The organism is Brevibacterium zhoupengii, from assembly GCF_021117425.1.
Lineage (GTDB): Bacteria > Actinomycetota > Actinomycetes > Actinomycetales > Brevibacteriaceae > Brevibacterium > Brevibacterium zhoupengii.
Genome location: NZ_CP088298.1, coordinates 3,626,213 through 3,649,243, shown reverse-complemented (window position 1 = coordinate 3,649,243; position 23,031 = coordinate 3,626,213). Strand labels below are relative to the sequence as shown.

Genomic DNA, 23,031 nt, shown 5'->3' with positions numbered 1-23,031 from the left:
GGGTGGAACTGGCGCGGTTTCTTTGCCCGTCCTCCAGCTTACTGGGAAGATTCTGTGAAACGTGCCGCAAGTCACGTGAGCTGAGTAACAGTCTCGTATCAAATGTTGGACACCTCATAGTCGTCCGCGCATCCTGATGTTCGCGCAGGCGGCACCACACCGCCTGTCCCCGGTAGACTTGTGTGCGTGACTATCGCTCTGTACAACACCGCCAGCCGTACCACCGATGAACTGCGCCCCGTCAACGACGGACACGTGGGCATCTACGTCTGCGGTGCCACGGTGCAGGGCGAGCCTCACATCGGCCATCTGCGCTCCGCCTCGGTCTTCGACCAGCTGCGCCGTTGGCTGATGTATCGCGGCTACAACGTCACCCTCGTTCGCAACGTCACGGACATCGACGACAAGATCCTGTCGAAGTCCGCCGAGGAGGGTCGAACCTGGTTCTCCCACGCCTTCAAATATGAGCGGGCCTTCACCCAGGCATATGCCGCACTCGATGTGCTGCCGCCCAGCTACGAACCTCGCGCCACCGGGCACATCACGGAGATGATCGAACTCATCGATCGACTCATCACCGCCGGTTACGCCTACCCAGCACTCGACGGCAGCGGCGACGTGTACTTCGCGGCCACCTCATGGGCCGCTTACGGCGAGCTGACCAATCAGCGTCTCGACGACATGGAGCCCGCGAACGATGCAGACATGCGGGGCAAGAAGGATGCCCGGGACTTCGCACTGTGGAAGGCTCACAAGCCCGGTGAACCGGACACCGCCTCGTGGCCGGCCCCCTGGGGTCGCGGCCGACCGGGCTGGCACATCGAGTGCTCGGCCATGTCGACGAAATACCTCGGCGAGAATTTCGACATCCATGGCGGCGGTCTGGATCTGCGCTTCCCTCACCACGAGAACGAGCTTGCCCAGTCGCGTGCGGCCGGTGACCGGTTCGCCAACATCTGGATGCATTCGGGTCTGCTCAACGTCGGCGGAGACAAGATGTCGAAGTCGCTGGGCAACTCGGTCTTCGCCTCCGAACTCTTCGACCGCTACAGCCCGCTGGCGGTGCGCTACTTCCTCACCGGTGCCAGCTACCGGTCGATCCTCGAATTCTCACCCGAGGCCATGGACCGGCAGACCGCTTCGCTCGACCGTCTGGCGAACTTCCTGAAACGTGCCCGGCAGGCTCTCGGCGAGGATGCTCCCGCACTTCCCGACGTCAGCGACGGCTACAGCACCCGCGGCGTCGACGTGCCCGCGGAGTTCGCTGCGGCACTCGACGACGACCTCGGCGTGCCCCGTGCGCTGTCCGTGGTCTTCGCGACGGTCACCGAGGGTGCGAAGCTCCTCGACTCAGCTCAGGATCGGAGTCAACTCACGCAGATCGTCGCCGAGGTGGAGCTGATGCTCGATATCCTGGGAGTCAATCCCAGCGCCGAGGCGTGGGCGCAGTCGGGAACGAACGCGAGCGTGGAATCGGCGTTGGATTCCCTCGTCGCTGCGCTCGCCTCGCAAAGGTCCGCGGCGAAGGCGGAGAAGGACTTCGCCACCGCCGATGCGATCCGGGACAGTCTGGCATCTGCCGGAATCGTCATCGAGGACACGGCCGACGGCTACCGCTACCACGTCAAAGACAGCTGACCCACCGCATTTCGCTCAGAAAATCTCTTCCGGTGACGGACTCCGGTTCGCCACCACTTACGACTCTTAAGGATTCACATGGCTTCCAACCCACGCGCCGGCGGCTCGAAGAAGGGCCCCACCAAGGGCTCCGGCGGCAAGAACAAGCGCAGCCTGCAGGGCCGCGGCCCCACCCCGAAGGCCGAGGACCGTGTCTATCACAAGGCGCACAAGACGGCAGCGGCCAAGAAGGCGTCAAGCGCCAACCAGGCCCGGCGCCGCAAAAAGGAGAACGGTCCGAACATGGTCGCCGGGCGCAACTCTGTGCTCGAGGCTCTGCGCGAGGACGTTCCGGCAACCGCGATGTACGTTGCCGGTCGCATCGACTCCGACGACCGAGTCCGTGAGGCCATCACCCTGGCCACCAAGCGCGGCATCTCGATGCTTGAGGCGAGCAAGCCCGACCTGGACCGGCTCACCGACGACGCGATCCACCAGGGCATCGCCCTGCAGATCCCGCCGTATGACTACGCCGAGCCCCGTGACCTGCTCGAGGTCGCAGCCGACCGGGCCGAGGCCCCGCTGCTCGTCGCCCTCGACGGCATCACGGACCCCAGGAACCTCGGCGCCATCGTGCGTTCAGCGGCTGCCTTCGGCGGGCACGGGGTCATCATCCCCGAACGTCGTGCCGCTTCGATGACCGCAGCTGCGTGGAAGACCTCCGCCGGTGCGGCCGCCCGCATCAAGGTCGCTCAGGTCGTCAACCTGGCGCGTGCAATCGACGAGCTCAAGAAGCAGAACGTCTTCGTCGTCGGACTCGACATGGACGGCGAGGTCGAACTGCCGGAGCTGACCTTCAGCCGCGACCCGCTGTGCATTGTCGTCGGTTCAGAGGGCAAGGGCATCTCTCGCCTCATCGCCGACAAGTGCGACCAGATCGTCTCGATCCCGATCGCCGCGACCACTGAGTCTCTCAACGCGGGAATCGCCGCGGCAGTCTCCCTCTACGAAGTCGCCCGCAGTCGCCGCGGCTGAGAGCCTGGCGTGGCAATTTAGGAGCTGGCCGGGAGCCGACGAGACGCTGATCAGGTCTCGATTCCGCGCGTGCATCCACCTACGTTTAGACTCAGCAACCTCCCGGGCGCTGAGCAACCCCGCTAAAGGTTGCTCAGCGCCCGGGAGGTTGCTGGCTTCAATGTGTCGAGTCGCCGGTGCGTAGTTCGCAGTGCGAACTGCGCACTTGCCGCTCAGGCATCCACGCTCGCGCGGTAGTCGCTGTCGCTGAGGGCGCCGACGCGGGAGTGGCGGCGGCTGTAGGTGAGGTAGACGACGAATCCGACGACCATCCACAGGCCGAAGACGATCCAGGTGGTTCCGCCGAGGTTGACCATGAGGAACGCGCATGCCAGCGAGCCGAGGATCGGAATGATCGGCCCGAAGGGCACCTTGAATGAGCGCGGCAGGTCCGGACGCTTCACGCGGAGGTAGATGACGGCGATGTTGACGAGGCAGAAGGCGAACAGTGTGCCGATGCTCGTGGCATTCGCCAGCTCGCCGAGCGGAATCAGCGCCGCAGTGATCGCCACCAGAACACCCGTGACGAGCGTCCCCACCAGGGGAGTGCCGGTGCGTGGAGAGACGATGCCGAACACACGTGGAACCATGCCGTCTCGTGACATCGTGAGCAGGATGCGTGACTGTCCGTAGAGGACGGTGATGACGACCGAGAGGATCGCAAGGACCGCGGAGACGGCGAAGATGAAGACCGCGAGGTTCGACTGCGTGATCTCGTGGACGATCTGGACCAGAGGCGCGGTCGAGGTCTCGAACCACTGCCATTCCCTGGCACCGATCGCAGCCACGGCCACCAGCACGTACATGGTGGTGACGATGACCATGGAGAGGATGATCGCCCGCGGCAGGTCCCGCTTGGGGTTCTTCGCCTCTTCGCCGGCTGTCGAGGCCGCGTCGAAGCCGATGTAGGAGAAGAAGACACTCGACGCTGCGGCGGTGACCCCGGCGGCACCCATGGGCAGCAGCGGAGTGAAGTTGCCGGCCTTGAATGCGGTGAACGCGACAATGGCGAAGAACACGAGGATGCCGAGCTTGACGAACACGATGATCGTGTTGACGATGCCGGACTCCTTGGCCCCGCGCATGAGCAGGACCGTGGCGAGGAGGACGACGATGAGGGCCGAGAGGTTGATGACTCCGCCGGGACTCTCGGCGATTCCGGGGCCAGCCGACAGCGACGGCGGCAGGGACAGGCCGAAGATCCGCAGCGTCTCATTGACGTAGTCGGCGGCACCGACAGCCACGGCCGCCACGGAAACCGCATATTCGAGGACCAGGCACCACCCGCAGACCCAGGCCACACCCTCGCCGAGGGTCGCATAGGAATACGAATAACTCGACCCGGACACCGGAACCATGCCCGCCATCTCCGCATAGCTGACAGCGGAGAGCAGGGCCGTGATTCCGGCCAGGATGAAGGCCAACCAGACGGCGGGGCCGGCAATGGGCACAGCCTCGCCGAGGATGACGAGGATACCCGTGCCCAAGGTGGCGCCGACGCTGATCATCGTCAGCTGGAAGACGCCGAAGGTTCTGCGCAGACCACCCGTGGACGCGTCCTGGGTGTCCTCGACCATGCTGGTGATCGACTTGCGACGGACCAGCTGATTGCTCAGCCGAGTTCGTTCGGTCGTTGCAGGGGAGGGGAGGTTGTCTCGAGCGGTCATGCGAATATTCTTGCACGTGCAGGCACGACGCTCGCACGCGACTGCGTTCGACAGCTGCACGCGACTGCGCCCTGCGACCGCATGCGACTGCGCCCTAGGACCGCACGCGACTGCGCCCTAGGACCGCACGCGACCGCGCTCGAGCGGAGATTTACAGCCGTGGGGAGAAGCGACCGTCCTGTGCCATCCAGCCGCCGTCGACGAGCTGCGAGTGCCCCGTGACGTAGGTCGAGGCGTCGGAGGCGAGGAAGAGCACCGGCCCGGCGATCTCGTGCAGGTGACCCCACCGGCCCAGAGCGGTCTTCTCCGCGTAGGCGTTCCACCATTCCTCATCGGACTTGATCTGCTGAGTCAGGGGAGTGTCGAAGGGTCCGGGCAGGATCGCGTTGACGCGCACGCCCTGGGGCCCCAGCTCGCTGGCCAGCGTCTTCGTCAGCTGTACGACTCCCGCCTTGGCCGCGGCGTAGATGCCCTGGCCCGGCTCGATCGCCAGCGCACGGAACGAGGAATAGGTGACGATGGAGCCGCGTCCGCGTTCGGCCATCTCGGCGCCGAAGCCGCGCATCAGACGGTAGGTGCCCTTGAGATTGATGTCGATGACCCGGTCGAACTCCTCATCGGTCGTCGACAGCAGTCGCTTGCGCACGTTCGCACCCGGGGTGATGACGAGGACCTGGGCATCCGGGTGAGCCGTGACGAGGGCGTTGACTGACTCGGTGTCGGTGATGTCCACGCGCGCGGCTTCGGCACCCGGCGAGGCGGCGGCGCTGTGCCCGCCCTTGCCTGTGCCGCCCGATTCCCCTTGACGTTCGCTGATGATCCGCACCGTCTCCTCGGCGCCGTCGAGGTTGAGGTCGGCGACGACGACGTGAGCACCGGCGTCGGCGAGTCCGATCGCGCTTGCCTGACCCAGACCTGAGCCCGCACCGACGACGACGGCGGTGCGGCCGCTGAGATCGAAGAGCGCGGGAATCGAGGGGTTGTTCTCATTGCTCGGCATGGAGTTCTGCTTCGCCGGTGTTGAAACTTGTGGGACTTGCGACATCGGAGGTCCTTCCGGGGTTCTGATCGAGTGGACGGCCACGATGGTGGTCATCATGGGCGGCGATCCTGGTGATCTCAAAGATATGCCCGCCGAGGCGGCTGCCGGGTCCACGTTCCACGTAATGGAATCCCGACCAGCTGGAGGCTCAGAACTTCTGGCTGTCGACGTAGAGTGCTTCGTCGGGGAGGTTGGAGAGGTAGTCGACGATGAAGTAGGCGATCGCCTCCATCGTCGGGATGTCGCGCTGCCTGGCCCGGGACATCACACGCCGGTGTTCGATGAACTCGTAGAAGATCTGACCGGGTTCCAGCTTGTGCGTGAGGTTCTCCGGGATGGCGGCGATGAGGGGTTTGTAGACCTCGTCGAGCCAATGCCGGGCGGCCTCCTCCTCGCTGAGTTCGACAGGCAGCTCTCCCGAACCGTGGGCTCCGCCGGTGAAGCCGGGGGCGCTGCGGTGGGAGTCGAGGTCGTTGAGCATGGTCCGCGCCTGGTTCTCGTTGGCCCCGATGCCGGTCAGGCGCAGGAGCCTGCGCGAATGGTGGTTGGGTTCGACGACCTTCGGCTCGACCAGCAGGCTGACGCCGTCCAGGTCGGTGGTCACGGTGAGTTCGCCCAGGTCGAAGCCCAGGTCATTGAGACGGCGAATGCGTTCGTCAATGCGCCAGCGTTCGTTGACGGAGAACTCCTCGACCCGGGTCAGCTCGGCCCATAGCCCGTTGTAGGCCTCGAGCAGGCGCTCACCGGCGGCCAGGGGGTCGACCTCGGGATCAATGAGGCCCGCGGCCTGCAGGTCGAGGAAGTCGCCGGCGATGTTCGTCTTGGCGATCCGCAGATCCATCTGCCGCTGACCATCGGAGAGCTGATCGTGGAGTTCGCCGGTCTCCGCATCGACGACGTAGGCAGCATAGGCGTCGGCATCGCGTCGGAACAGGGTGTTCGACAGCGACACATCGCCCCAATAGAAGCCGACGAGGTGGAGGCGGGCGAGGAGGACGGCCAGGGCGTCGACGAGGCGGCCGGTCGTGTCTTCGGCCAGGGACCGCGAGAACAGGGCGCGGTAGGGCAGCGAGAAGTCCAGGTAGGCCGTCAGCAGCGCTCCGGGCAGTTCCTTCGCCGAGGTGGTGCTGCGGTTGGTCACATAGGCGCGGGGTTCGACCGTGGGCACAGCCAGATTCCCGAGGACGCCGAGGATGTCGAATTCGCGCAGTGCCCGACGATCATCGGTCTCCTTGATAGCGAGTACTTCTCCGCCGATTTCGACGAAGCGCACGACGTGGCGCGAGATTCCACGGGGCAGGCCGCCGAGGAAGTCATGAGACCAGTCGCCGAGCGGGAGATGCCAGGGCAGCTGTGCTATTGCATCATGATCGGCACTGTGGACCGCATGGATCTGCGGTGCTGTGGTCTCGGGCACCGATCAGGAGTCCACGTCCGCGATCGAGGCGACGAGCGCCTCGGCGACTTCAGGTTTCTCCACCCCGATCAGACGCCCGTGGTCGAGGAAGGCGATGCGGTCGCCGAGGACCTTCGCGTCCTCGAGATTCGCTGTGGCATAGAGGGTGGTCAGCCCGAATTCCTGCTGCAGGTCCTTGACCAGGCGCAGGGTGTCGGCCTGGTGCTCGGGGACGAGGTTGACGACCGGTTCGTCCATGATGAGGACCTTGGGCTGACGGACCACGGCCCGGGCCAAAGCGATCGTCTGGCGCTGCAGGGCGGAGAGATCGCCGGGCACATCATCGAGGATGTCACGCAACCCGATCTTCGACGTCACGGACTCCACACGGTCGCGGATCTCCTCGGCGGGGAGGCCATCGACGCGGAGGGCGAATCCGAGGTTGTCGCGCACGCTCATGTGCGGGTAGAGGGCGTAGCTCTCCAGTGCGAGGGTGACATCGCGATCGTTGACCGCAGCATGGGTGACATCGTTTCCGTCAATGAGGATCGTGCCCGTCTTGGGGGCTTCGAGGCCGTGGAGCATGCGCAGGATGGTTGACTTGCCGGATCCGGACGGGCCGTAGAGGACGAGGAATTCTCCGTCGTCGATGAAGAGGTTGAAGGGGTGAACCGAAGGGGACACCGTGTTCTCGTAGGCGTGACTGAGGCCATTCAACGACACTGTTGACATGTTTCCTCCTAAAAATTCGTGAGCAGCTGGTCGTCGGTGACCTGGCGGGGATGCTCAGTCATCCTCATCCTAAGCCGTCGACTGCGCCCGGTGACAGTCAATTCGACATTGCGTAGAGTGATTCTCAGCACTGTGCCAGCGCGCGGGCGCGCATCTGGGCGAAACCTGGGTGAGAAACCGCGGATCTCACGATTGCTCAACACTTTCTGACCGTCCGGCAGGCAACACCTCAGTTCGACAAGATAGTTTGTGACAACGGCGTGTCGTCAGCGGGGGTGAAGCGTATTCTGAGCTGATGGAGCTCGATGAGGCCCAGACAATGGCGTGGCGGCAGGGTCGGCACCGCCTTGCCACCGCACCCGACGACCCATCGCCGGCACCCGGGACGGCACAGAATTCCGCAGTCGCCGAGGTGGTCGACCGGATGGTGGCGCTGCGCGCCTGGCCCGAGCGCTCAGCCGAGGCCGCGATCCGCATCAGGCGAGCGTCCGCGGGCTGTCCGTCGAACTCGGCCGGGGACGGTTTGCCGGCCCCCGCCGCTCCACCGGCTTCCGGTGTGCTGGCGGCCGCGCAGGAAGACTCCTCGATCATCCGCAGCTATGCCCTCCGCGGGGGTTCGTACTTCTTCACTCCGGTCCGCGGCGCGAACCTGCTCTCCGTTCGCGCCGCAACGAAGATCTGGGCTTCGCCCCGATTTCAGAAACAGGCTTCCTTCAGCATCGACGACTGGCAGCCCCTGCGTGAAGCAGTGCACGGGGCCTGTTCGCTCGGCCCCAGAACACGCGAGGAGATCAGCACCCAGGTGCTCGCTGAACCCACGCTGAGTCATCTGCAGCTCGGTCTGAGCGGCGCCGGTGCCGACAGCCTCTACAAGCCTCTGCACTGGTGGGGAGACATCTGCTTCGGGCCGACTCGAGATGGGCAAGCCACATTTAGGTGGTTGGCCGATGACCCAGCCTGGCCCGGTCTGCCGCCTGCACATGAGGCGGGCGTGCAGGCGATGGGGGACTACATGCACTCCTACGGGCCGGTGACACGGGCCAATCTCCACTACTGGTTCACGGAGGGCCTCGGTGTTCGACGGGCCCAGCTCGAGGAATGGATGACGGCGCTGGGCGACGAACTCGTCCCGGTCACCGTGGCCGGATCCGAAGCGTTCGTCCTGGCCGCAGACCTCGACGACATCCGCTCGACCCAGCAGGTGGAGACGCTGCTTTTCCTCCCGAGCTTCGACCCGTGGCTGCTGGGGCCAGGGACCGCGGATACCCGAATCATCGCCGCCTCACGCCGAGCGGTGGCCTCACGCGGCGCGAACACGATCGTGCACAACGGCTTCGTCGTCGGCACCTGGAAAACGGTCGCCCACGAGGTGCGGATCAGTTGGTTCGCTGAAGCCGGGGCGCTCCCGCAGTCCCTGCTCGATGAGCAGGTGCAAGTACTTGGCCGAACACTGAACCGAGAGCTCACCGCTGTACTGACAACCGGCTGAGGTCGACGTTGCCGTGCTCACCACCAGCTGACACCCACGCCGAGGTGGCCGCCAGGTGCGGGGTGCTCACCGGGCCGTAGGTGGTCCCCAGTCTGTCCGACCCCGATAGACTTCCCGATATGAAGGTCAAGCTCGACGACGTCGCCGCCCGGGCAGGCGTGTCCTTAGCGACCGTCTCCCGTGTTCTCGGCAAGCGCGGTGCCGTCGCCGAGGAGACTCGAGCCAGAGTGCTCGAGGCAATGGACGCGCTGGGTTACTCCCGCTCCACCCTCCTGCACGAGGCGCTGAGGCGCTTGGTTGCCGTCAGCGCCCCTGGCAACCCGGAATACTGGCAGGTTCAGGTCTGTACCCGGGTAGCCACGGCGCTGCAGGAACACGGCCTGCTCATCACCCGGCCTCCCGTCGAGACCGAGACCACCCCACTTGAGGTCGCCGTCGACGCCGGCGCCGTTGCCCTCGTGACTCCGACGCTGACGAGCCTGCACACCGAGATCCCCTGCATCCGCGTCGATGAACAGTCGGCGGTGGACTCCGACGATGTCAGCGGCGACATCATCGCAGCCCGCCTCGACCTCGGCGGGGGAATGACAACGGCCTTCGAGCATCTCCAGGCCATCGGTCACCGCCGCATCGGTCTCATCTGCAATGACAGTGGTGAGCTGGCGGTGCAGCTGATCAGGCGTTTCCGTGCAGAACATCCCGCACGCAATTTCGGGGTCAGGCTCGATGACTGGATCGCACAGGTTCCGAAGTCCTTCTCCGGTGGTTCGCGTGCCGTTCTCGATCTCAAGGATGCGACCTGCACTGCGGTGATCGTGCAGTCGGCGCTGCAGCTGCACGGGGCTCTGCATGGTCTGCGCAACCGGCACCTGCAGGTCCCGCGCGATATGTCGATCGTGGGCTTCGGGGACTCGCCGACGATGAAGTTCACCGGCCCGCCGGCCACCGTCCTGGGCATCGATGTCGAAGGACTCTCGCAGGCACTCGTCACCGCGACCCTGTCGACCCTGAAGATTTCCGGCGATGACCTCCAATCGGTCCCGCCGGTATTCCGTCCCCGACTCTTTGCCCGCGCCTCAACGACGGCGGCACGACAGTGAGCCCGTCCGTGGACCCGCCGCTCGGCTCGCCAGGCACACCCAGCACTCCCGAGCCTGGTGAACACAAACATGTCGGGCTTGAGGCCATCGCCGACGCGGCCGGAGTATCGAAGGCGACGGCCTCGCGGGCGCTGCGCAACCCCGACTCGGTATCCGCCGGCTCCCTGTCCAAGGTCAGGCGGGCATTGGCCATCCTCGGCGTGGATTCGGGCACCGGGGATACACCAGCCAGGCAGATGATTGCCTTGGTCAAACCAACCGTGCCGCCCGGGAATGTTGACCCCTATGCGCGACTCTTCGAGCTTCTGACCAGCAAGGTCTTCGCACAAGGGATCGCGGCCGTGCACGTGGAAGCCGCGATCGAACGTGCCGACGCCCTGGCCGAATCGCTGCTCGGCCCGCACGGGGGCCAGCCGCATGTGCAAGGCGCGATCGTCCTCGGCGGTGGAGCAGCCGGTGAGCTGGCAGCGAAGCTGGCCGAGCGTGGCCTGCCGCAGATCAGAGTCTCCAACGCCCGGCACCCGGACGGCATCTCCCGCATCGTCCTCGACGCCACGGACGGAATCGCGACCGCCGTGCAGCACCTCGTCCACCTGGGCCACCGTCGGATCGGGCTCGCCGTGCTGCGTGACTCCGCCGCGGCCGTGCGCATCGCCGGGTTCCGCAAATCCATCGCCCAGGTCCTCCACATTCCCGCCACCCGGGACCAGGCCCCCGTCGTCGAAGCCGCCGGCGGCACCATGGCCGGAGTCGCCGCGGCCGAGGAGCTGCTGGGCCAGCAGTGCTCCGCCGTCATCGCCTGTGCACCCTCGCTGTCCTTCGGCATCCTCGAGGCCGCCGGCCGCGCTCGCCTCGACGTCCCCCGCGATCTGTCCCTGCTCACGGTCGGGGACATGCCCGATGCCGATGTCATCGCTCCGCCGCTGTCGCAGGTCAGCTACGACTGGGAAGCGATCGCGGTGTCCGCGCTCAACGAGGTCAGAGCGATGATGGCCGATCCCGGCACCGAGGCGGCCATCGACTATTCGGTGACACCGGATCTTGTGCTGCGCGCCAGTGCAGTACCTCCACAGCGACGCTGACAGGGCGTGAGCCGAGGACGACCGAGCCTCACATGACGCTGGCAGGGCGTCCACCGAGGACGAGATGGCCCCTGAGCCGAGACTCCATCAAGGCTGGGGCAGGTGTGCCACCTGTGCGCGGCGCTCGTTCGCCAGGCGGGTGAGAAGTTCGGCGACCGCATCGGGGCCCTTGATGCGCCAGGGTGCGCGAGTCGGTCCGGGCCCGACCTTGATGCTCAGGCCTGTGGTCAGGTTCTCGAGTTCGGCGAAGGCATCCTCGTCGGTCACATCGTCACCGAGGTAGACAACCGCCGACGGTGTCCCGACGGAAATGAGGGTCCGCAGTCCATCACCTTTCGTCGCGGTCTTCACCGCAAGTTCGGTGATGTCGTGGCCCTCGATGACGCGGATCCCGGGATATTCGGCCTGCACGGCGATGACATGGGCGTGCAGTGCGGACGCGAATTCCTCATCGAGGCCGCGCGTGTGCACCGTACGTGAGAACGGCTTCCGCTCCACCCTGACCTCGGTATCCGACCCCGACGGCATGTCCGACCCTGTCCGTATGTCCGAGACCGACCGTACCTCCGAGCCTGACCCCGCGGACAGGTCGAGTTCGAAGGATTCGATGTGGGCGTCGATGGCGGTGAGCATCTGCTGTTCCTCGGCGCTGACCTCGGGCGACGTCATCGACACCTCAGGTGAAGACGAGGAGTCCAGGTCCACCTCGGCGCCGTGCGAACCGACCAGCCATACGTGCGCCGGCGGGTCGGCAAGCCGGCGCAAGGTGGTGACGTCGCGCCCGGAGACCAGGGCCACCCGAGTCGCAGGCAGGACGCTGAGGGCAGTGATCGCCTGCGCCGATTCCGGGAGTATCTGGGACAGCTCGGGATTGTCCTGGAGCGGGGCGAGGACACCGTCGAAGTCGAGGGCGATGAGAGCTGAATCGGCGCCGGTGAGCTGCCTGAGGTCGAGGGCATCCGCCGGAGTGTATTCGGGAGTGAACTGTGGTGACGAATCCGCTGTCACTGACGATCCTCACCAGGTGCAGATGCGGACGCGGATGTCGCGTTGGAGGCATGTGAGTCGCCGCTGGTAGTCCGTGCGTCAACAGCGGAGGTGAGTCGATCCGAAGCCGTCGTCGACCGCTCGGGCAGGGCGGCGGGTCGGTCGGGGATGATCGCCTCCGGGTTCGTGTGGATGGCCTCGAGCTCGGCGAGGAACTTCTTCGACCAGATGCTCACGGTGTCCGTAGCGACCTTCTTGCGCATCTGCTTCATCCGCCGTGAACCCGTCTTCTCATCCATCTGCACGGCGTCGAGGATCCCGGCCTTGAGGTCGCCGATGTCGTGCGGGTTGACCATCACAGCGCCCTTGAGCTGGTCGGCGGCACCGGTGAACTCGGAGAGTACGAGAGCCCCGTCATCACGTCTGCGGCAGGCCACATACTCCTTGGCTACGAGGTTCATCCCGTCGCGCAGGGCGGTCACGAGCATGACGTCGGCGGCGAGGAAGAACGCCGTCATCTCATCGCGCGGATACGAGTGGTGGAGGTAGTGGACGGCGATGGACCCGACCTCGGCCTGTTCGCCGTTGATCCGCCCGACTGTCAGCTCCACATCATGACGGATGATCTTGTACTGCTCGAGTCGCTCCCGCGACGGGGTCGCGATCTGGATCAGGACGACATCCTCGACGTCGAGCTTGCCTTCGGCCAGCAGCTCCCCGAACGCCTTGAGACGGTGGCGGATGCCCTTCGTATAGTCCATCCGATCGACGCCGAGCATGACGACCTTCGGATTGCCGACCTCTTCGCGGATCTGCCGGGCTCGCTCGATGATCTTCGGATCACGCGCCAGCTCCTCGAGGTACGGGGTGTCGATGGAGATGGGGAAGGCCTCGGCACGCACGATGTGCTCCGGCAGGAAGTCACCTGCCGGGACGTTGACGGTTGAGCCCTTCGTCGTGAAGTTGAGACGCCCGCGAACAGCACGTCGGAAGTTCGCAGCATCGGCCGGACGCTGGAATCCGACGAGGTCCGCGCCGAGGAGTCCACGCAGGATCTCATCGCGCCAGGGCAGCTGCGCGAAGAGCTCGAACGGCGGGAAGGGAATGTGGTTGAAGAACCCGATCGCCAGGTCCGGTCGCATCCGTCGCACCAGCTGTGGAACCAACTGGAGCTGATAGTCATGGACCCAGACGGTCGCCCCCTCGGCAGCCACCTCGGCGACCTTGGCCGCGAAGCGCTCATTGACTCGCACATACGAGTCCCACCAGGTGCGGTGGAACTCGGGAGGAACGATCACATCGTGATAGAGGGGCCAGAGAGTTGCATTGGAGAATCCTTCATAATATTTGAGGACATCCTCACTCGTGAGGGTGACGGGAACCAGATGCATGCCGTCGATGGTGAACGGGTCGAAATCAACATCGGGCACACCTGTCCAGCCGATCCACGCACCCTCCTGAGACTTCATCACCGGAGCCACAGCCGTGACCAAACCCCCAGGTGAGGTACGCCATCCTTGGCTTGTCTCGGCGGGGTCACGGTCCACGGGCAGTCGGTTCGCGACAACAACGAAATCGCTGTCGCCATACGGAGATGCGGTAGTGGTTTCGGCAGAGTTGACGGTGTTCATCTGCGCCTCCTCCTGTGTCGGTCCTTGGAACGAACTGTACTCGCTCGACTACGCTTGGGAGGGTGATGGATCAGGATCTGGGAGGCTACCGCCTCATCGAGGAGCTCGGCTCGGGCGGCATGGGTGTCGTCTATCTCGGTGTCGACGGCGGAAACAACCCTGTCGCCGTCAAGGTTCTCCACCCCCATATCGCCAATGATGAGACCGCGCGCAAACGCCTCGGACGCGAGGTCAGGACGCTGCGGAGGATCAAACATCCCCGAATCGCCGAGGTGCTCGACGCGGAGCTCGAATCCTCGCAGCCCTTCATCATCACCGAGTTCGTCGATGGGCAGACGTTGTCCGATGATGTCAGGGACCACGGTCCCTTCGCCGAGGATGAGCTCGTCCATTTCGGCCACGCCCTCCTCGACGCCCTCAACGCCGTGCACGAATCCGGTGTCATCCACCGCGACCTCAAACCCGCGAACGTCATGATCATGGACGGCGAACCGATGGTCATCGACTTCGGCATCGCCCAGGTCGCCGACGAAGTGCGAGTGACCGCGACCGGCCTCGTGATGGGAACACCCGGGTATCTGTCACCGGAGATCGCCGATGGCAAGACTTCGAGCGAGAAGACCGACTGGTGGGGTTGGGCCGCAACCATGGCCTACGCCGCCACCGGCCGCAATCCCTATGGTTCGGGGCCCCTCGAAGCTGTGCTGGGGCGAGTGGCCATGGGCAAGTTCGATCTCGACAATGCGCCCCGCAACTTCGTTCCCCTCATCGCGGCCTGCCTCGACCCGAAGCCCGAACGCAGGCCGAGCGGCCAGATGATCCTCGATGCCCTCGTCGACATCGAATCCGGACGCGAACCGCAGCTGGGATCCGGTCCCGCAGCCGGGACCGCAAATCAGGCTTCCCCGACGGGTACGGCGCGGATGCCCGCAGTCGACGGCGGTGGAAGCAGTGGGCCAGGCTACGGCGGACCCGCAGCCTTCGGCGCTGCAGGCGCTGCCGCCGGTGGTGCCGCAGCGGGCGCAGCTGCGGGCTACGGTGCTGCCGGATACGACGGTTCAGGCTATGGCGCAACCGGACATGGCTCACCTCGCGGCGGTTACCAGGAGTCGGGTCCCGGCGGGACGAACCCGCAGCAGGGCTACTCCCCACAAGGCCAACCAGGGCAAGACCAGCGACCGCAGGGCCAACAGGTGCAAGGTCAGCAGCCACAGGCCCGCTCCGGGATGATGCCCGGTGGGCAGGGGAGTCCGCCCACAATGGCCCCAGGCCCGATGAACCGGGGCACCGCACCTCCCGTGCGCAACCCCAACGGCGGCATCCAAGCCGCTCCCGGTTCAGCGATGGCCGGGACCAACCTCGGCGGGGCCGGGTATGGACTCGGCGGACCACCTGCTGCTCGCGGCGGACCACCAGCGGGTCAGGGGACTGCCCGACCCGATCCCAACGGCACCGGAGTCCAGGCAGGACAGCAGAGCCGACCTGGCCAGCCGGGCCAGCCTGGCTATGGTTGGGCACCGATGACCTACCGGACGATCCGGACCGGCGGGTGGGTGGTCTTCGGCCTCATCCTGCTGGCCATCACGATCATGCCGTTGGGGCCGCTGCTCGTCACACTCCTCGTGTTCCTGTGGTCGATCCTGGCGCGGACCGGCACACGATTGGACCGCAAGGCCCAGAAGCACCGGTTCGAACGCGGAGTCGAGCGCAGAGGATTCCTCCGCTCACTCGCCTCGGCGCCGGCCGCGTTCCTGGCTTCGGTGCTGACCTCGATCGCGACCCTCATCCTGCCGGCGATTGCGGGAGTCGCGATGCTCGTGCTGACCCGACTCGACATCGCGGGAATCGTACCCAGCGGGTACTCGGAGCAGTGGTCGGTGTGGGCGGCCGGCGCCGCGGGTGCCCTCGTGCTGTGGCTGGGACCCGGCGCGGGCAGTCTGCGCTACGGATCACGGCTCATGGTCTCCGGAGTGACACGCAACCACCTGGGTCGGCTCATCACGCTGTCGGCGATTGCGCTCCTCATCATCATCGGCATCATGGCTGTTCAGTCCGGAGCCGGGATGTCCTGGTGGCCGCTGACGACGAACCCATTCACCTATCTTCCGGACCCGGTGTAGTTGATTCTTGAATTTCACTGGGAGTCGGGCCACCACCTGTTTGGGTAAGGTGGGACGGTCGGGACTCGTATGTCGACCCGATTCCCCACGGTCCGAGGCCGGGCCGACGTCAGACGATCGCAACGTGAGGAACAATGGCGAAGAACAATTCCGGTGACAATCGGCGCAACCAAGCACGTGAGAACGCGCGTCAGATCGCAGCGGCTCAGGCCAAGAAGGAGAAGACCGCTAAGACGATCCTCTACGTGGGGATCGGCGTCGTCGTGGTCGTCGTGGCCGCAGTCGTCGGTGTTCTCATCTTCCAGCAGAGCAAACCGGGCATCACCCCGGCCAACTACGTCGCCAACGGTGTCAGCATGGCCAAAGACGGCGAAGTGGTGCAGCCGAAGCAGATGCCCGACGGTGAAGAGTCGGACCTGCCGACCCCTGCCGAAGCCGGTGCCAAGGACAATGCCGCAACTGTGACCGTCTACCTCGACTTCCAGTGCCCTGGCTGCAAGGCATTCGAAGAAGCCAATACTCCGACTCTGGAGAAACTGGCCGACGAAGGTTCGATCGTGCTCGAGTACAAGCCGGTGTCGATCCTCGACCGGATGTCCAGCGGCAATGAGTATTCGACCCGCTCCGCCAACCTCGCGGCCTGCGTCATCGACTCCCAGCCCGAAACCGTCCGGGACTTCTTCCCCGCAATGTATGCTCAGCAGCCCGAAGAGCAGGGCAACGGCCGCACCGATGAAGAGCTGCTCAAGGTTGCCGAAGAGGCCGGTGTCGACACCTCGAAGAAGCTCACGTCCGACCCCGAGCAGACCGTCGAGAGCTGCGTCACGGACCAGTCGTTCAAGGACTTCGTTGACAAGTCCTCGAAGGAAGCCCTCGACAGCGGAGTGGAAGCCACTCCATGGGTGCTCATCAACGGCAAGCAGACCGACAAGACCAGCGACCCGCAGGCGCTGACCTTGGAGATCCTCAAGGCCACCGGCGAGTTCAAGGGCTGACTCACTCCACGCGCATCGGTCGACCGCCGCCGAGGTGGCAGTCGACCGATGCTCGGACGTGAAGTCCGTACGGTGAAGTTCCCTTCGCGTCCGTTTTGTCGCCGCGAAGGTGAATGGACTACTATCGTGTTGGCGCAGACGGCATCGTTTCGCCGCCACGCCTCCCTAGCTCAGTTGGTAGAGCACCGCTCTTGTAAAGCGAAGGTCATCGGTTCGAGTCCGATGGGGGGCTCCACATAACCGGGCCAGACAGTGAACTGTCTGGCCCGGTTCTTTTCTGCCGCGGTGCGGGGGCGTCACGCTAACGCCTCCACCCGTCACGGGTGCGCCAAGCATGTGCCGGGCCAGTTGTGGCAGATCTGCTACGCGGTGTGCTGTGATCATCACCTGTTCCTCGGGCTCTCGGCCATAGAGTCTTTCCTTGTCAGGGCCAATGAGCCGTCAATCACGCAGCTCATGCAGCGCCCATCATGTCGAAAGGGAACCCGATGAACCGCACCGGACGCCACTCAGCCCGAATCCTCACCCAGACTTCCGCCTTGGCCTTTGCCGCCGTCCTGGCACTGTCAGCCTGCGGCAGCAATGACACGGCGGCGGATGAAGCCCCCGAGGACGCGACGTCCAGCCAAACGCAGGGCGAAGCCCTCGAAGCCGAAGAGCCGGCAGAAGAGACCACGGACGAGACTGCGGCCGAGACTACAGAGACGGACGAGGCCGAAGGCACGAGCAGCAAGGCCGAGGGCGCTGAGGTGAAGATCGGCACAGAATTCACCGACGAGGAGACCGGGGACGTCATCACCATCGTGTCTGCGGTGCGCAACAACCCCACTGAGTACTACGAAGCCGCCGACAACCCTGATGGGGAGATGGTCTACATCGAGGTGAAGGTGGAACCGGGCGACAGCTACGGCGGGACCATCAGCTCATCGGACTTCTACCTCGACAGCGGCGGCGAAGAGGCCAATTACGCATCGAGTGCCAAAGCCGAACTCAAAGATGCCGGTTTTGAGTATTTCGACCTCGCGCCTCGTCGCGATGGAGAGCACACGGGCTACGTTCCGATCTACGTGAGTGAAACAGCCGACGTGCTCAAGGGAACCTACCTGCGCCCCGAGGCGAAGGTGCTCGGAGAGGACAAGAAGGTCCCCGAATTCAGCTCTGAGTTCGAGGTCCCCGCCTCCTGAGCCTGAGAGAAGGCTCCCGGTGAGAGAGACCCCGCGTTCTGCAGATTGTTGCAGAACGCGGGGTCCCTTCGCTGAGTTTGCCGGTGTTTTGAGGCGAACGCCCTAGCTGTCGACGCCGCGTTTGAACACGAGCATGAGGGAGCGCATGCTCAGCACGAAGCCGCCGAAGAGCAGGACGAATCCGAAGAATGCGTACAGGTGGATGCCTTCGGTCAGCAGCGGTCCCTCTTCGCTGGTGATGAGCATGATCGATCCCAAGACGGCGGCTCCGGCGAGGACGGCGACGATGAGCTGCTGGAACAGGCTCGTGAGGAACCGTCGATCGGAAGGGTTCTCCAGCACGCGCATGTTCATCGAGAAGCGGCCCTGCTCGAGGTCCTCGGTGATCTTGTTGAGCCGCCGAGGCAGACGGTCGATCATCGGCAGGATCTGCATCGCGCGACGCTGGAGTTCATCGGTGATCTTCGTCGACTTCAGCTTGCTGCGCATGAGGCGGTTGCCCTCGTTGCGGGCCACGGCGACGACGTCGAAGCTGGGATCGATGACCAGGAGTGCTCCCTCGACCGAGGCCAGCGCCCGGAAGGCCGCACTGATCGGGGCCGGGACCGAGAATCGGTGGGCCAGGACCAGGTTGAACAGGTCGTCGAAGAGCTTCTGCCCGTCATAGGACTGGCTTCCGCCGCCGTAGCGGGTGAGCAGTTCGCCGACGGCACGTTCAACGGCCCGATCGTCGAGATTCTCTGGGCGGCCGAGGAGTTCGATGATGGAGTCCGTGGCGCCGGCGCTGTCGTTCTGGTCAATCGAGTAGAGCATGAGGCCTAGTGCCGTCTGTGTTCCAGGGTCGAGCCTGCCGACAGCCCCGAAGTCCAGGAGCCCCAAACCGCCGTCGGGCATGATGAAGATGTTGCCCGAATGCAGGTCTGCGTGGAAGACGCCGTCGGTGATGATCTGTTCGAGTGTGGCTCCCAGCAAAGTGGTGGCCAGGCCTTTGCGTTCCTTCGCGGAGAGTTCAGCCAGGATCTTCCCCGCCGAGGACACCGGACGCCCGGGCAGTTTGTCCATGATGAGGAGCCTCTCGCTCGAGAGCTCCGGATAGCTGTGGGGCACTGTCACGGAGAACGTGCCCGAGCGCCGAAGACTGTCCTCGATGGCACGCATATTGCTGAGCTCGATCCGATAGTCCAGCTCCTCCTCGAGGGAGCTGGCGAATCCCTTCGCCAGCTTCTCGATCCCCAGATCCTGACCCCACACGGTGGTCTTGTTCAGCCAGCTGGCCAGACGCAGGATGATGTCGAGGTCCTGATTGACCTGGTTGAGGGCCTTGGGCCGTTGGACCTTGACGATGACATCGGTGCCGTCGAGCAGTGTGGCCTCATGGACCTGTGCCACCGAGGCTGCCGCCAGGGGTGTGGCGTCGATGCGGGAGAACACGTCGCTTAAGGGTTTGCCCATGCGCTCGATGATCGCCGGTTCGATGACCGACCAGGGTTCGGGGGAGACCTGCGTCTGCAGCAGCTCCAGTTCGTGGACGTAGGCGGGAGGCAGCACATCACGCCGGGTGGAGAGCATCTGTCCGAGCTTGACGAACGTGACTCCGGCTTCCGAGAGCGAGTTCTTCAACGCTCGCGCCGTCTTGGCCTCACGGTCACGGGAAGCACCCCGGCCGAAGCCGCGGATCTGTGAACCCAGGCCGTGGCGCACCGCGATCGAGATGACTTCGGCGTAGCGTCGACCGCGCCGCCTGCGCGCCTTCCAGCCGAAGAACAGAGACTGTGGGCCGGGCACCGAGCCTGTCGGGAAGGCGGCTTCGATGACGACGAGGACGCCGACGCCCAGAGCGAAGATCCACCCGGTCGCCAGCAGCAGGAGCAGGAGTGCGACACCGGGTGCCACCTCGAGGCCGCCAGCGTTCTGTCCCGTCCCGGCACGGTAGAGATACTGCACGGTCAGGGCCATGACAGCGCTCATCACCAGTCCCACCCCGATGGTCCGCGGCCATCCTGTCGGGACGCCGACGACGCGGCGCACCACAGTCGCGGCAAGCCATGACTGCAGGAGGAGGAACAGCATGGCGGCAATGCCCAGCAGAACATAGGCTCCGAAGTCGAGGGCGGCCATGAACATCTCTCCTTAGGCAGCGGTGTTCCCCGGCGTTGTGTCCGTCAGGGACCGGTCGTCACCAGCCTAATCGGTGCTCGCCGATTCTCAGGGCCGATCCGGGCTCGGCTCAACCTCGCCGCATCCTGCCGGGCAGGCCGATCTGCTTGGACCAGATGATGATCCAGACGGCGCCGAGGATGGCGAAGAGTCCTGGGAACATGACTCCGAGGCGCAGCGAGGCGATGGTGATGACCAGAGAGACGACGGTCGGGCCCGCCAGTTTGCCGCCGTTGGAGAAGATCGCCCAGATCCCGAGAAAACGGGCGCGTCCGATGACCGGAGACAGATCGGCGCCGATCGTCATATTGATTCCAGCCCCCAGCCCGTTGCCCACGGCCATGATCGCAGCGGCCGCGATCATCCCGGCCAGATCCGGACGCAGCACCATGATCACGAAGCCGGATCCGAAGATCGTCAGGCATGCCACCATCGTCGTGGTCCGGCCGATGTGGTCCTTGATGTAGGCGCCGAGGAACATGAAGATGAGCTCGAGGCCCGACCCGAAGGCGATGAGCAGGGAGATCGCGGACTCTTCCAGTCCGATCTCGACGCCCCACAGCTGGATCACCACAGGTTGGGCCGACCTGGCCACGGTCAGGGCGATCATCGAGATCCCGACGAGGATCACGGCCTTCCACCTCACCTCGAGACGAGGACGAGGCGGCTTTCGGGACTTCGGTGTAACCACCTCGGCGAGGGCAGGGTCTGGCGCTGCCTCGGCGCTTGAAGGACCGTGGACAGACGAATTCGCGTTCGAAGTATGCGGAGGAAGCGGGCTCCCACGATCCGAATACCCGGGAATCTGGGCGATGGGCAGAGCCATGATGACGATGGCTGCGACCGAGACGACGCCGGAGAACGCAAAGACCGACCAGAGCGGAAAGACGAGCATGAGGCCGGCTCCGACGATCGGTCCGATGAGATTTCCCACCCGCTGTGTGCCGCCCAGCGCGGTCATAGCCCTCGAGAGGTCCTGCGGCGGCATCACCTCGGCGACGACGGCTTGCCGGGCCAGATTCCACACATCGGAGACCGGCGCGAAGAGCATGAGCGCGACCGTGTAGAGGATCAGCGAGGCGGGGGAGTCCCAGAGGAACGCGGCGACGATCCCACCGAGGACCACGACCGCGACGACCGTGGCCACGAGCATGGCCCGGAAATCGCCGAGACGGTCGACGAGAATCCCCGCCGGCACCGTTGCGGCAAGGGAGACTGCCCCCATGATGCCGACGATAGCGGCGGCGAAGGACGAGCTTGACCCCAGGTTGAGCGCTCCGAGGACCATGACCGGAAGGATCGCGCCCAATCCGACGGCGAAGAGGAGCGACGGTGCGAGGACCGGCCACATGATGGGTTTGAGCACCTGGCCAGTCTAAACGCGCGCTCCGCTGGACGGATCTGCGCACCGATCTGCCCGTGAGTGCTGCGCGACGAACCCAGCGGCGGCGCGCGACGGACCCAACCGTGGCAGGGGAGGTTGCCGGAGGGAGGTCTACACTGTTGCCAGCGAAGACCCGTCCCGCCCACGGCACTCTGCGAAGGTGATCGATGTGAACAACTCAGCGGTGCAGCCGAACAGATTTCGGCTGACCCCGATGCGCCCCCGAGACCCCGGTGAGGACTCTCGTGCGGCCAGTTCGCTCGAGCTCTTCTTCGACCTCGTGTTCGTCATCGCGGTGTCCATCGCCGCGTCCAATCTCCATGACACGGTCACTGCCGGCCACCTCGGCGACGGTCTGGGCAAGTACCTCATGATCTTCTTCGCGATCTGGTGGGCGTGGATGAACTTCACGTGGTTCGCGACCTCGTTCGATACCGACGACTGGCTCTACCGGGTGATGACGATCGTGCAGATGGGCGGGGTGCTCATCCTGGCCGCGGGCATCGGACCGGTCTTTGCCGACGAGAACTTCCTCATCCTCGTCCTCGGCTACGTCCTCATGCGAGTTGTCATGATCGCACAGTGGCTGCGCGCGGCACGCCATGCAGGCAAGGCGCGAGCGGCGACGCTGACCTACGCCTGCGGAATCGGCATCGTGCAGGTGCTGTGGGTGGCGTGGATGAGCATTGATGATCCGGCGATCTCATTGGCCGGGTTCCTCATTCTCGTCCTCGCCGAGGTGGCCATTCCCGTCATCGCGGAAGCGCGGGGGACGACACCCTGGCATCCGGAGCACATCACCGAACGCTATGGCTGCTTCACGATCATCGTCCTCGGCGAGTCCATGCTGGCCTCGGCGAATGCGGTGTTTGGAGCGTTCGAGGACAGCGATGACCTCGTCTCGCTGGTGTCTCTGGGCATCCTCAGCCTGCTTGTGACCGCGTCGATGTGGTGGATCTACTTCTGGCCACCTCACCACCGCGCGATCGGCAGCTTCGGCGGTTCGCTCACCTACGGCTACGGCCACTACGTCATCTTCGCTGCCGCCGGAGCATTCTCGGCTGGGGTGGGCATCGAAGTCGATTCGCAGCTGGGCAACAGCGCTCTTGACCCGGTGCTCGCAACCTTCACGGTGTCCGTGCCGGTCGCGGTCTTCGTCCTCGGCGTGTGGCTGCTGGCGATCAGGGCCAACGCCGGAGGGGTCGTCAACACGGTCATCCCGGTGTGCGCCGTCCTCGTGCTCTGTGACCCGATCATCCCGGTTCCGACGTTCCTCACGACCTTCTTCATGATCATCATCGTCATCACCCTCATCGTGGCAACTCCGAAGGGAGACGAAACGTCCACCGCCACCGAGGTGGAAGCGTGAGTTCA

17 protein-coding genes and 1 tRNA gene are annotated in these 23,031 nt (G+C 65.0%); 10 read left to right on the top strand and 8 right to left on the bottom strand.

The genetic code is table 11. The features are described from left to right. Positions 1-186: 186 nt before the first annotated feature. Both cysS and rlmB read left to right on the top strand, forming a co-directional pair. Positions 187-1,638 carry a cysteine--tRNA ligase gene (cysS, locus tag LQ788_RS16590; RefSeq protein WP_231442874.1) on the top strand — a complete coding sequence of 484 codons (1,452 nt, stop codon included), beginning with the start codon at positions 187-189 and terminating at the stop codon, positions 1,636-1,638. 78 nt (positions 1,639-1,716) lie between these two features. Then, a complete protein-coding gene (gene rlmB, locus LQ788_RS16585) occupies positions 1,717-2,652 on the top strand; it encodes a 23S rRNA (guanosine(2251)-2'-O)-methyltransferase RlmB (protein ID WP_231442872.1) in 936 nt (311 codons plus the stop codon). A gap of 212 nt (positions 2,653-2,864) precedes the next feature. On the opposite strand, the gene LQ788_RS16580 is transcribed toward rlmB, so the two are convergent. From LQ788_RS16580 to LQ788_RS16565, 4 genes are all read right to left on the bottom strand, one after another. After that, positions 2,865-4,358: an amino acid permease gene (locus LQ788_RS16580; protein ID WP_231442870.1), complete on the bottom strand. Its 1,494-nt coding sequence runs from the start codon at positions 4,356-4,358 to the stop codon at positions 2,865-2,867. A 151-nt stretch (positions 4,359-4,509) separates the two neighbouring features. Continuing rightward, positions 4,510-5,358: an SDR family NAD(P)-dependent oxidoreductase gene (locus tag LQ788_RS16575; protein WP_231447463.1), complete on the bottom strand. Its 849-nt coding sequence runs from the start codon at positions 5,356-5,358 to the stop codon at positions 4,510-4,512. A 190-nt stretch (positions 5,359-5,548) separates the two neighbouring features. Continuing rightward, entirely contained in the window at positions 5,549-6,817 is a 1,269-nt protein-coding gene (locus LQ788_RS16570) for a DUF4032 domain-containing protein (RefSeq protein WP_231442868.1), read from the bottom strand. 3 nt (positions 6,818-6,820) lie between these two features. Beyond that, positions 6,821-7,528, bottom strand: a complete 708-nt coding sequence (locus tag LQ788_RS16565; RefSeq protein WP_231442866.1) for an ABC transporter ATP-binding protein — start codon at positions 7,526-7,528, stop codon at positions 6,821-6,823. 295 nt (positions 7,529-7,823) lie between these two features. On the opposite strand from LQ788_RS16565, the gene LQ788_RS16560 reads away from it, so the two are divergent. The 3 genes from LQ788_RS16560 to LQ788_RS16550 all read left to right on the top strand — a co-directional run bounded on the left by LQ788_RS16560 (position 7,824) and on the right by LQ788_RS16550 (position 11,199). Then, entirely contained in the window at positions 7,824-9,017 is a 1,194-nt protein-coding gene (locus tag LQ788_RS16560; RefSeq protein ID WP_231442863.1) for a DNA glycosylase AlkZ-like family protein, read from the top strand. Positions 9,018-9,136: 119 nt separating this feature from the next. Then, on the top strand, positions 9,137-10,117 hold the full coding sequence (locus LQ788_RS16555; protein ID WP_231442861.1) for a LacI family DNA-binding transcriptional regulator: 981 nt from the start codon (positions 9,137-9,139) through the stop codon (positions 10,115-10,117). An 8-nt stretch (positions 10,118-10,125) separates the two neighbouring features. Next, positions 10,126-11,199 (top strand): LacI family DNA-binding transcriptional regulator, encoded by a 1,074-nt coding sequence (locus LQ788_RS16550; RefSeq protein WP_231442860.1) that lies wholly within the window; start codon positions 10,126-10,128, stop codon positions 11,197-11,199. An 87-nt stretch (positions 11,200-11,286) separates the two neighbouring features. On the opposite strand, the gene LQ788_RS16545 is transcribed toward LQ788_RS16550, so the two are convergent. Next, positions 11,287-12,207, bottom strand: a complete 921-nt coding sequence (locus LQ788_RS16545) for a trehalose-phosphatase (protein WP_231442858.1) — start codon at positions 12,205-12,207, stop codon at positions 11,287-11,289. Beyond that, positions 12,204-13,817, bottom strand: coding sequence for an alpha,alpha-trehalose-phosphate synthase (UDP-forming) (locus LQ788_RS16540; protein ID WP_231442856.1), 1,614 nt, complete (start codon positions 13,815-13,817; stop codon positions 12,204-12,206). Before LQ788_RS16540 ends, LQ788_RS16545 begins: the two co-directional genes overlap by 4 nt. A gap of 65 nt (positions 13,818-13,882) precedes the next feature. On the opposite strand from LQ788_RS16540, the gene LQ788_RS16535 reads away from it, so the two are divergent. From LQ788_RS16535 to LQ788_RS16520, 4 genes are all read left to right on the top strand, one after another. Then, on the top strand, positions 13,883-15,937 hold the full coding sequence (locus LQ788_RS16535) for a serine/threonine-protein kinase (RefSeq protein WP_231442854.1): 2,055 nt from the start codon (positions 13,883-13,885) through the stop codon (positions 15,935-15,937). Between the two features lie 134 nt (positions 15,938-16,071). Beyond that, a complete protein-coding gene (locus LQ788_RS16530) occupies positions 16,072-16,932 on the top strand; it encodes a DsbA family protein (RefSeq protein WP_231442852.1) in 861 nt (286 codons plus the stop codon). A gap of 159 nt (positions 16,933-17,091) precedes the next feature. Further along, a tRNA-Thr gene (locus LQ788_RS16525) sits at positions 17,092-17,167 on the top strand. A gap of 235 nt (positions 17,168-17,402) precedes the next feature. Continuing rightward, entirely contained in the window at positions 17,403-18,116 is a 714-nt protein-coding gene (locus LQ788_RS16520) for a hypothetical protein (RefSeq protein WP_231442850.1), read from the top strand. Positions 18,117-18,218: 102 nt separating this feature from the next. Here LQ788_RS16520 and LQ788_RS16515 read toward each other — a convergent pair whose 3' ends face one another. After that, positions 18,219-20,234: an ABC1 kinase family protein gene (locus tag LQ788_RS16515; protein WP_231442848.1), complete on the bottom strand. Its 2,016-nt coding sequence runs from the start codon at positions 20,232-20,234 to the stop codon at positions 18,219-18,221. A 109-nt stretch (positions 20,235-20,343) separates the two neighbouring features. Next, entirely contained in the window at positions 20,344-21,639 is a 1,296-nt protein-coding gene (locus tag LQ788_RS16510) for an MFS transporter (protein ID WP_231442847.1), read from the bottom strand. A gap of 187 nt (positions 21,640-21,826) precedes the next feature. Here LQ788_RS16510 and LQ788_RS16505 point away from each other — a divergent pair, with 187 nt between their 5' ends. Then, a complete protein-coding gene (locus LQ788_RS16505) occupies positions 21,827-23,026 on the top strand; it encodes a low temperature requirement protein A (protein WP_231442845.1) in 1,200 nt (399 codons plus the stop codon). Positions 23,027-23,031 lie beyond the last annotated feature (5 nt).

Excerpts from the sequence above, each read along its gene's own strand:
- rlmB (WP_231442872.1), top strand. The coding sequence starts at position 1,717 with ATGGCTTCCAACCCACGCGCCGGCGGCTCGAAGAAGGGCCCCACCAAG.
- LQ788_RS16580 (WP_231442870.1), bottom strand. The coding sequence starts at position 4,358 with ATGACCGCTCGAGACAACCTCCCCTCCCCTGCAACGACCGAACGAACT.
- LQ788_RS16575 (WP_231447463.1), bottom strand. The coding sequence starts at position 5,358 with ATGCCGAGCAATGAGAACAACCCCTCGATTCCCGCGCTCTTCGATCTC.
- LQ788_RS16565 (WP_231442866.1), bottom strand. The coding sequence starts at position 7,528 with ATGTCAACAGTGTCGTTGAATGGCCTCAGTCACGCCTACGAGAACACG.
- LQ788_RS16560 (WP_231442863.1), top strand. The coding sequence starts at position 7,824 with ATGGAGCTCGATGAGGCCCAGACAATGGCGTGGCGGCAGGGTCGGCAC.
- LQ788_RS16555 (WP_231442861.1), top strand. The coding sequence starts at position 9,137 with ATGAAGGTCAAGCTCGACGACGTCGCCGCCCGGGCAGGCGTGTCCTTA.
- LQ788_RS16540 (WP_231442856.1), bottom strand. The coding sequence starts at position 13,817 with ATGAACACCGTCAACTCTGCCGAAACCACTACCGCATCTCCGTATGGC.
- LQ788_RS16535 (WP_231442854.1), top strand. The coding sequence starts at position 13,883 with ATGGATCAGGATCTGGGAGGCTACCGCCTCATCGAGGAGCTCGGCTCG.
- LQ788_RS16530 (WP_231442852.1), top strand. The coding sequence starts at position 16,072 with ATGGCGAAGAACAATTCCGGTGACAATCGGCGCAACCAAGCACGTGAG.
- LQ788_RS16520 (WP_231442850.1), top strand. The coding sequence starts at position 17,403 with ATGTCGAAAGGGAACCCGATGAACCGCACCGGACGCCACTCAGCCCGA.
- LQ788_RS16515 (WP_231442848.1), bottom strand. The coding sequence starts at position 20,234 with ATGGCCGCCCTCGACTTCGGAGCCTATGTTCTGCTGGGCATTGCCGCC.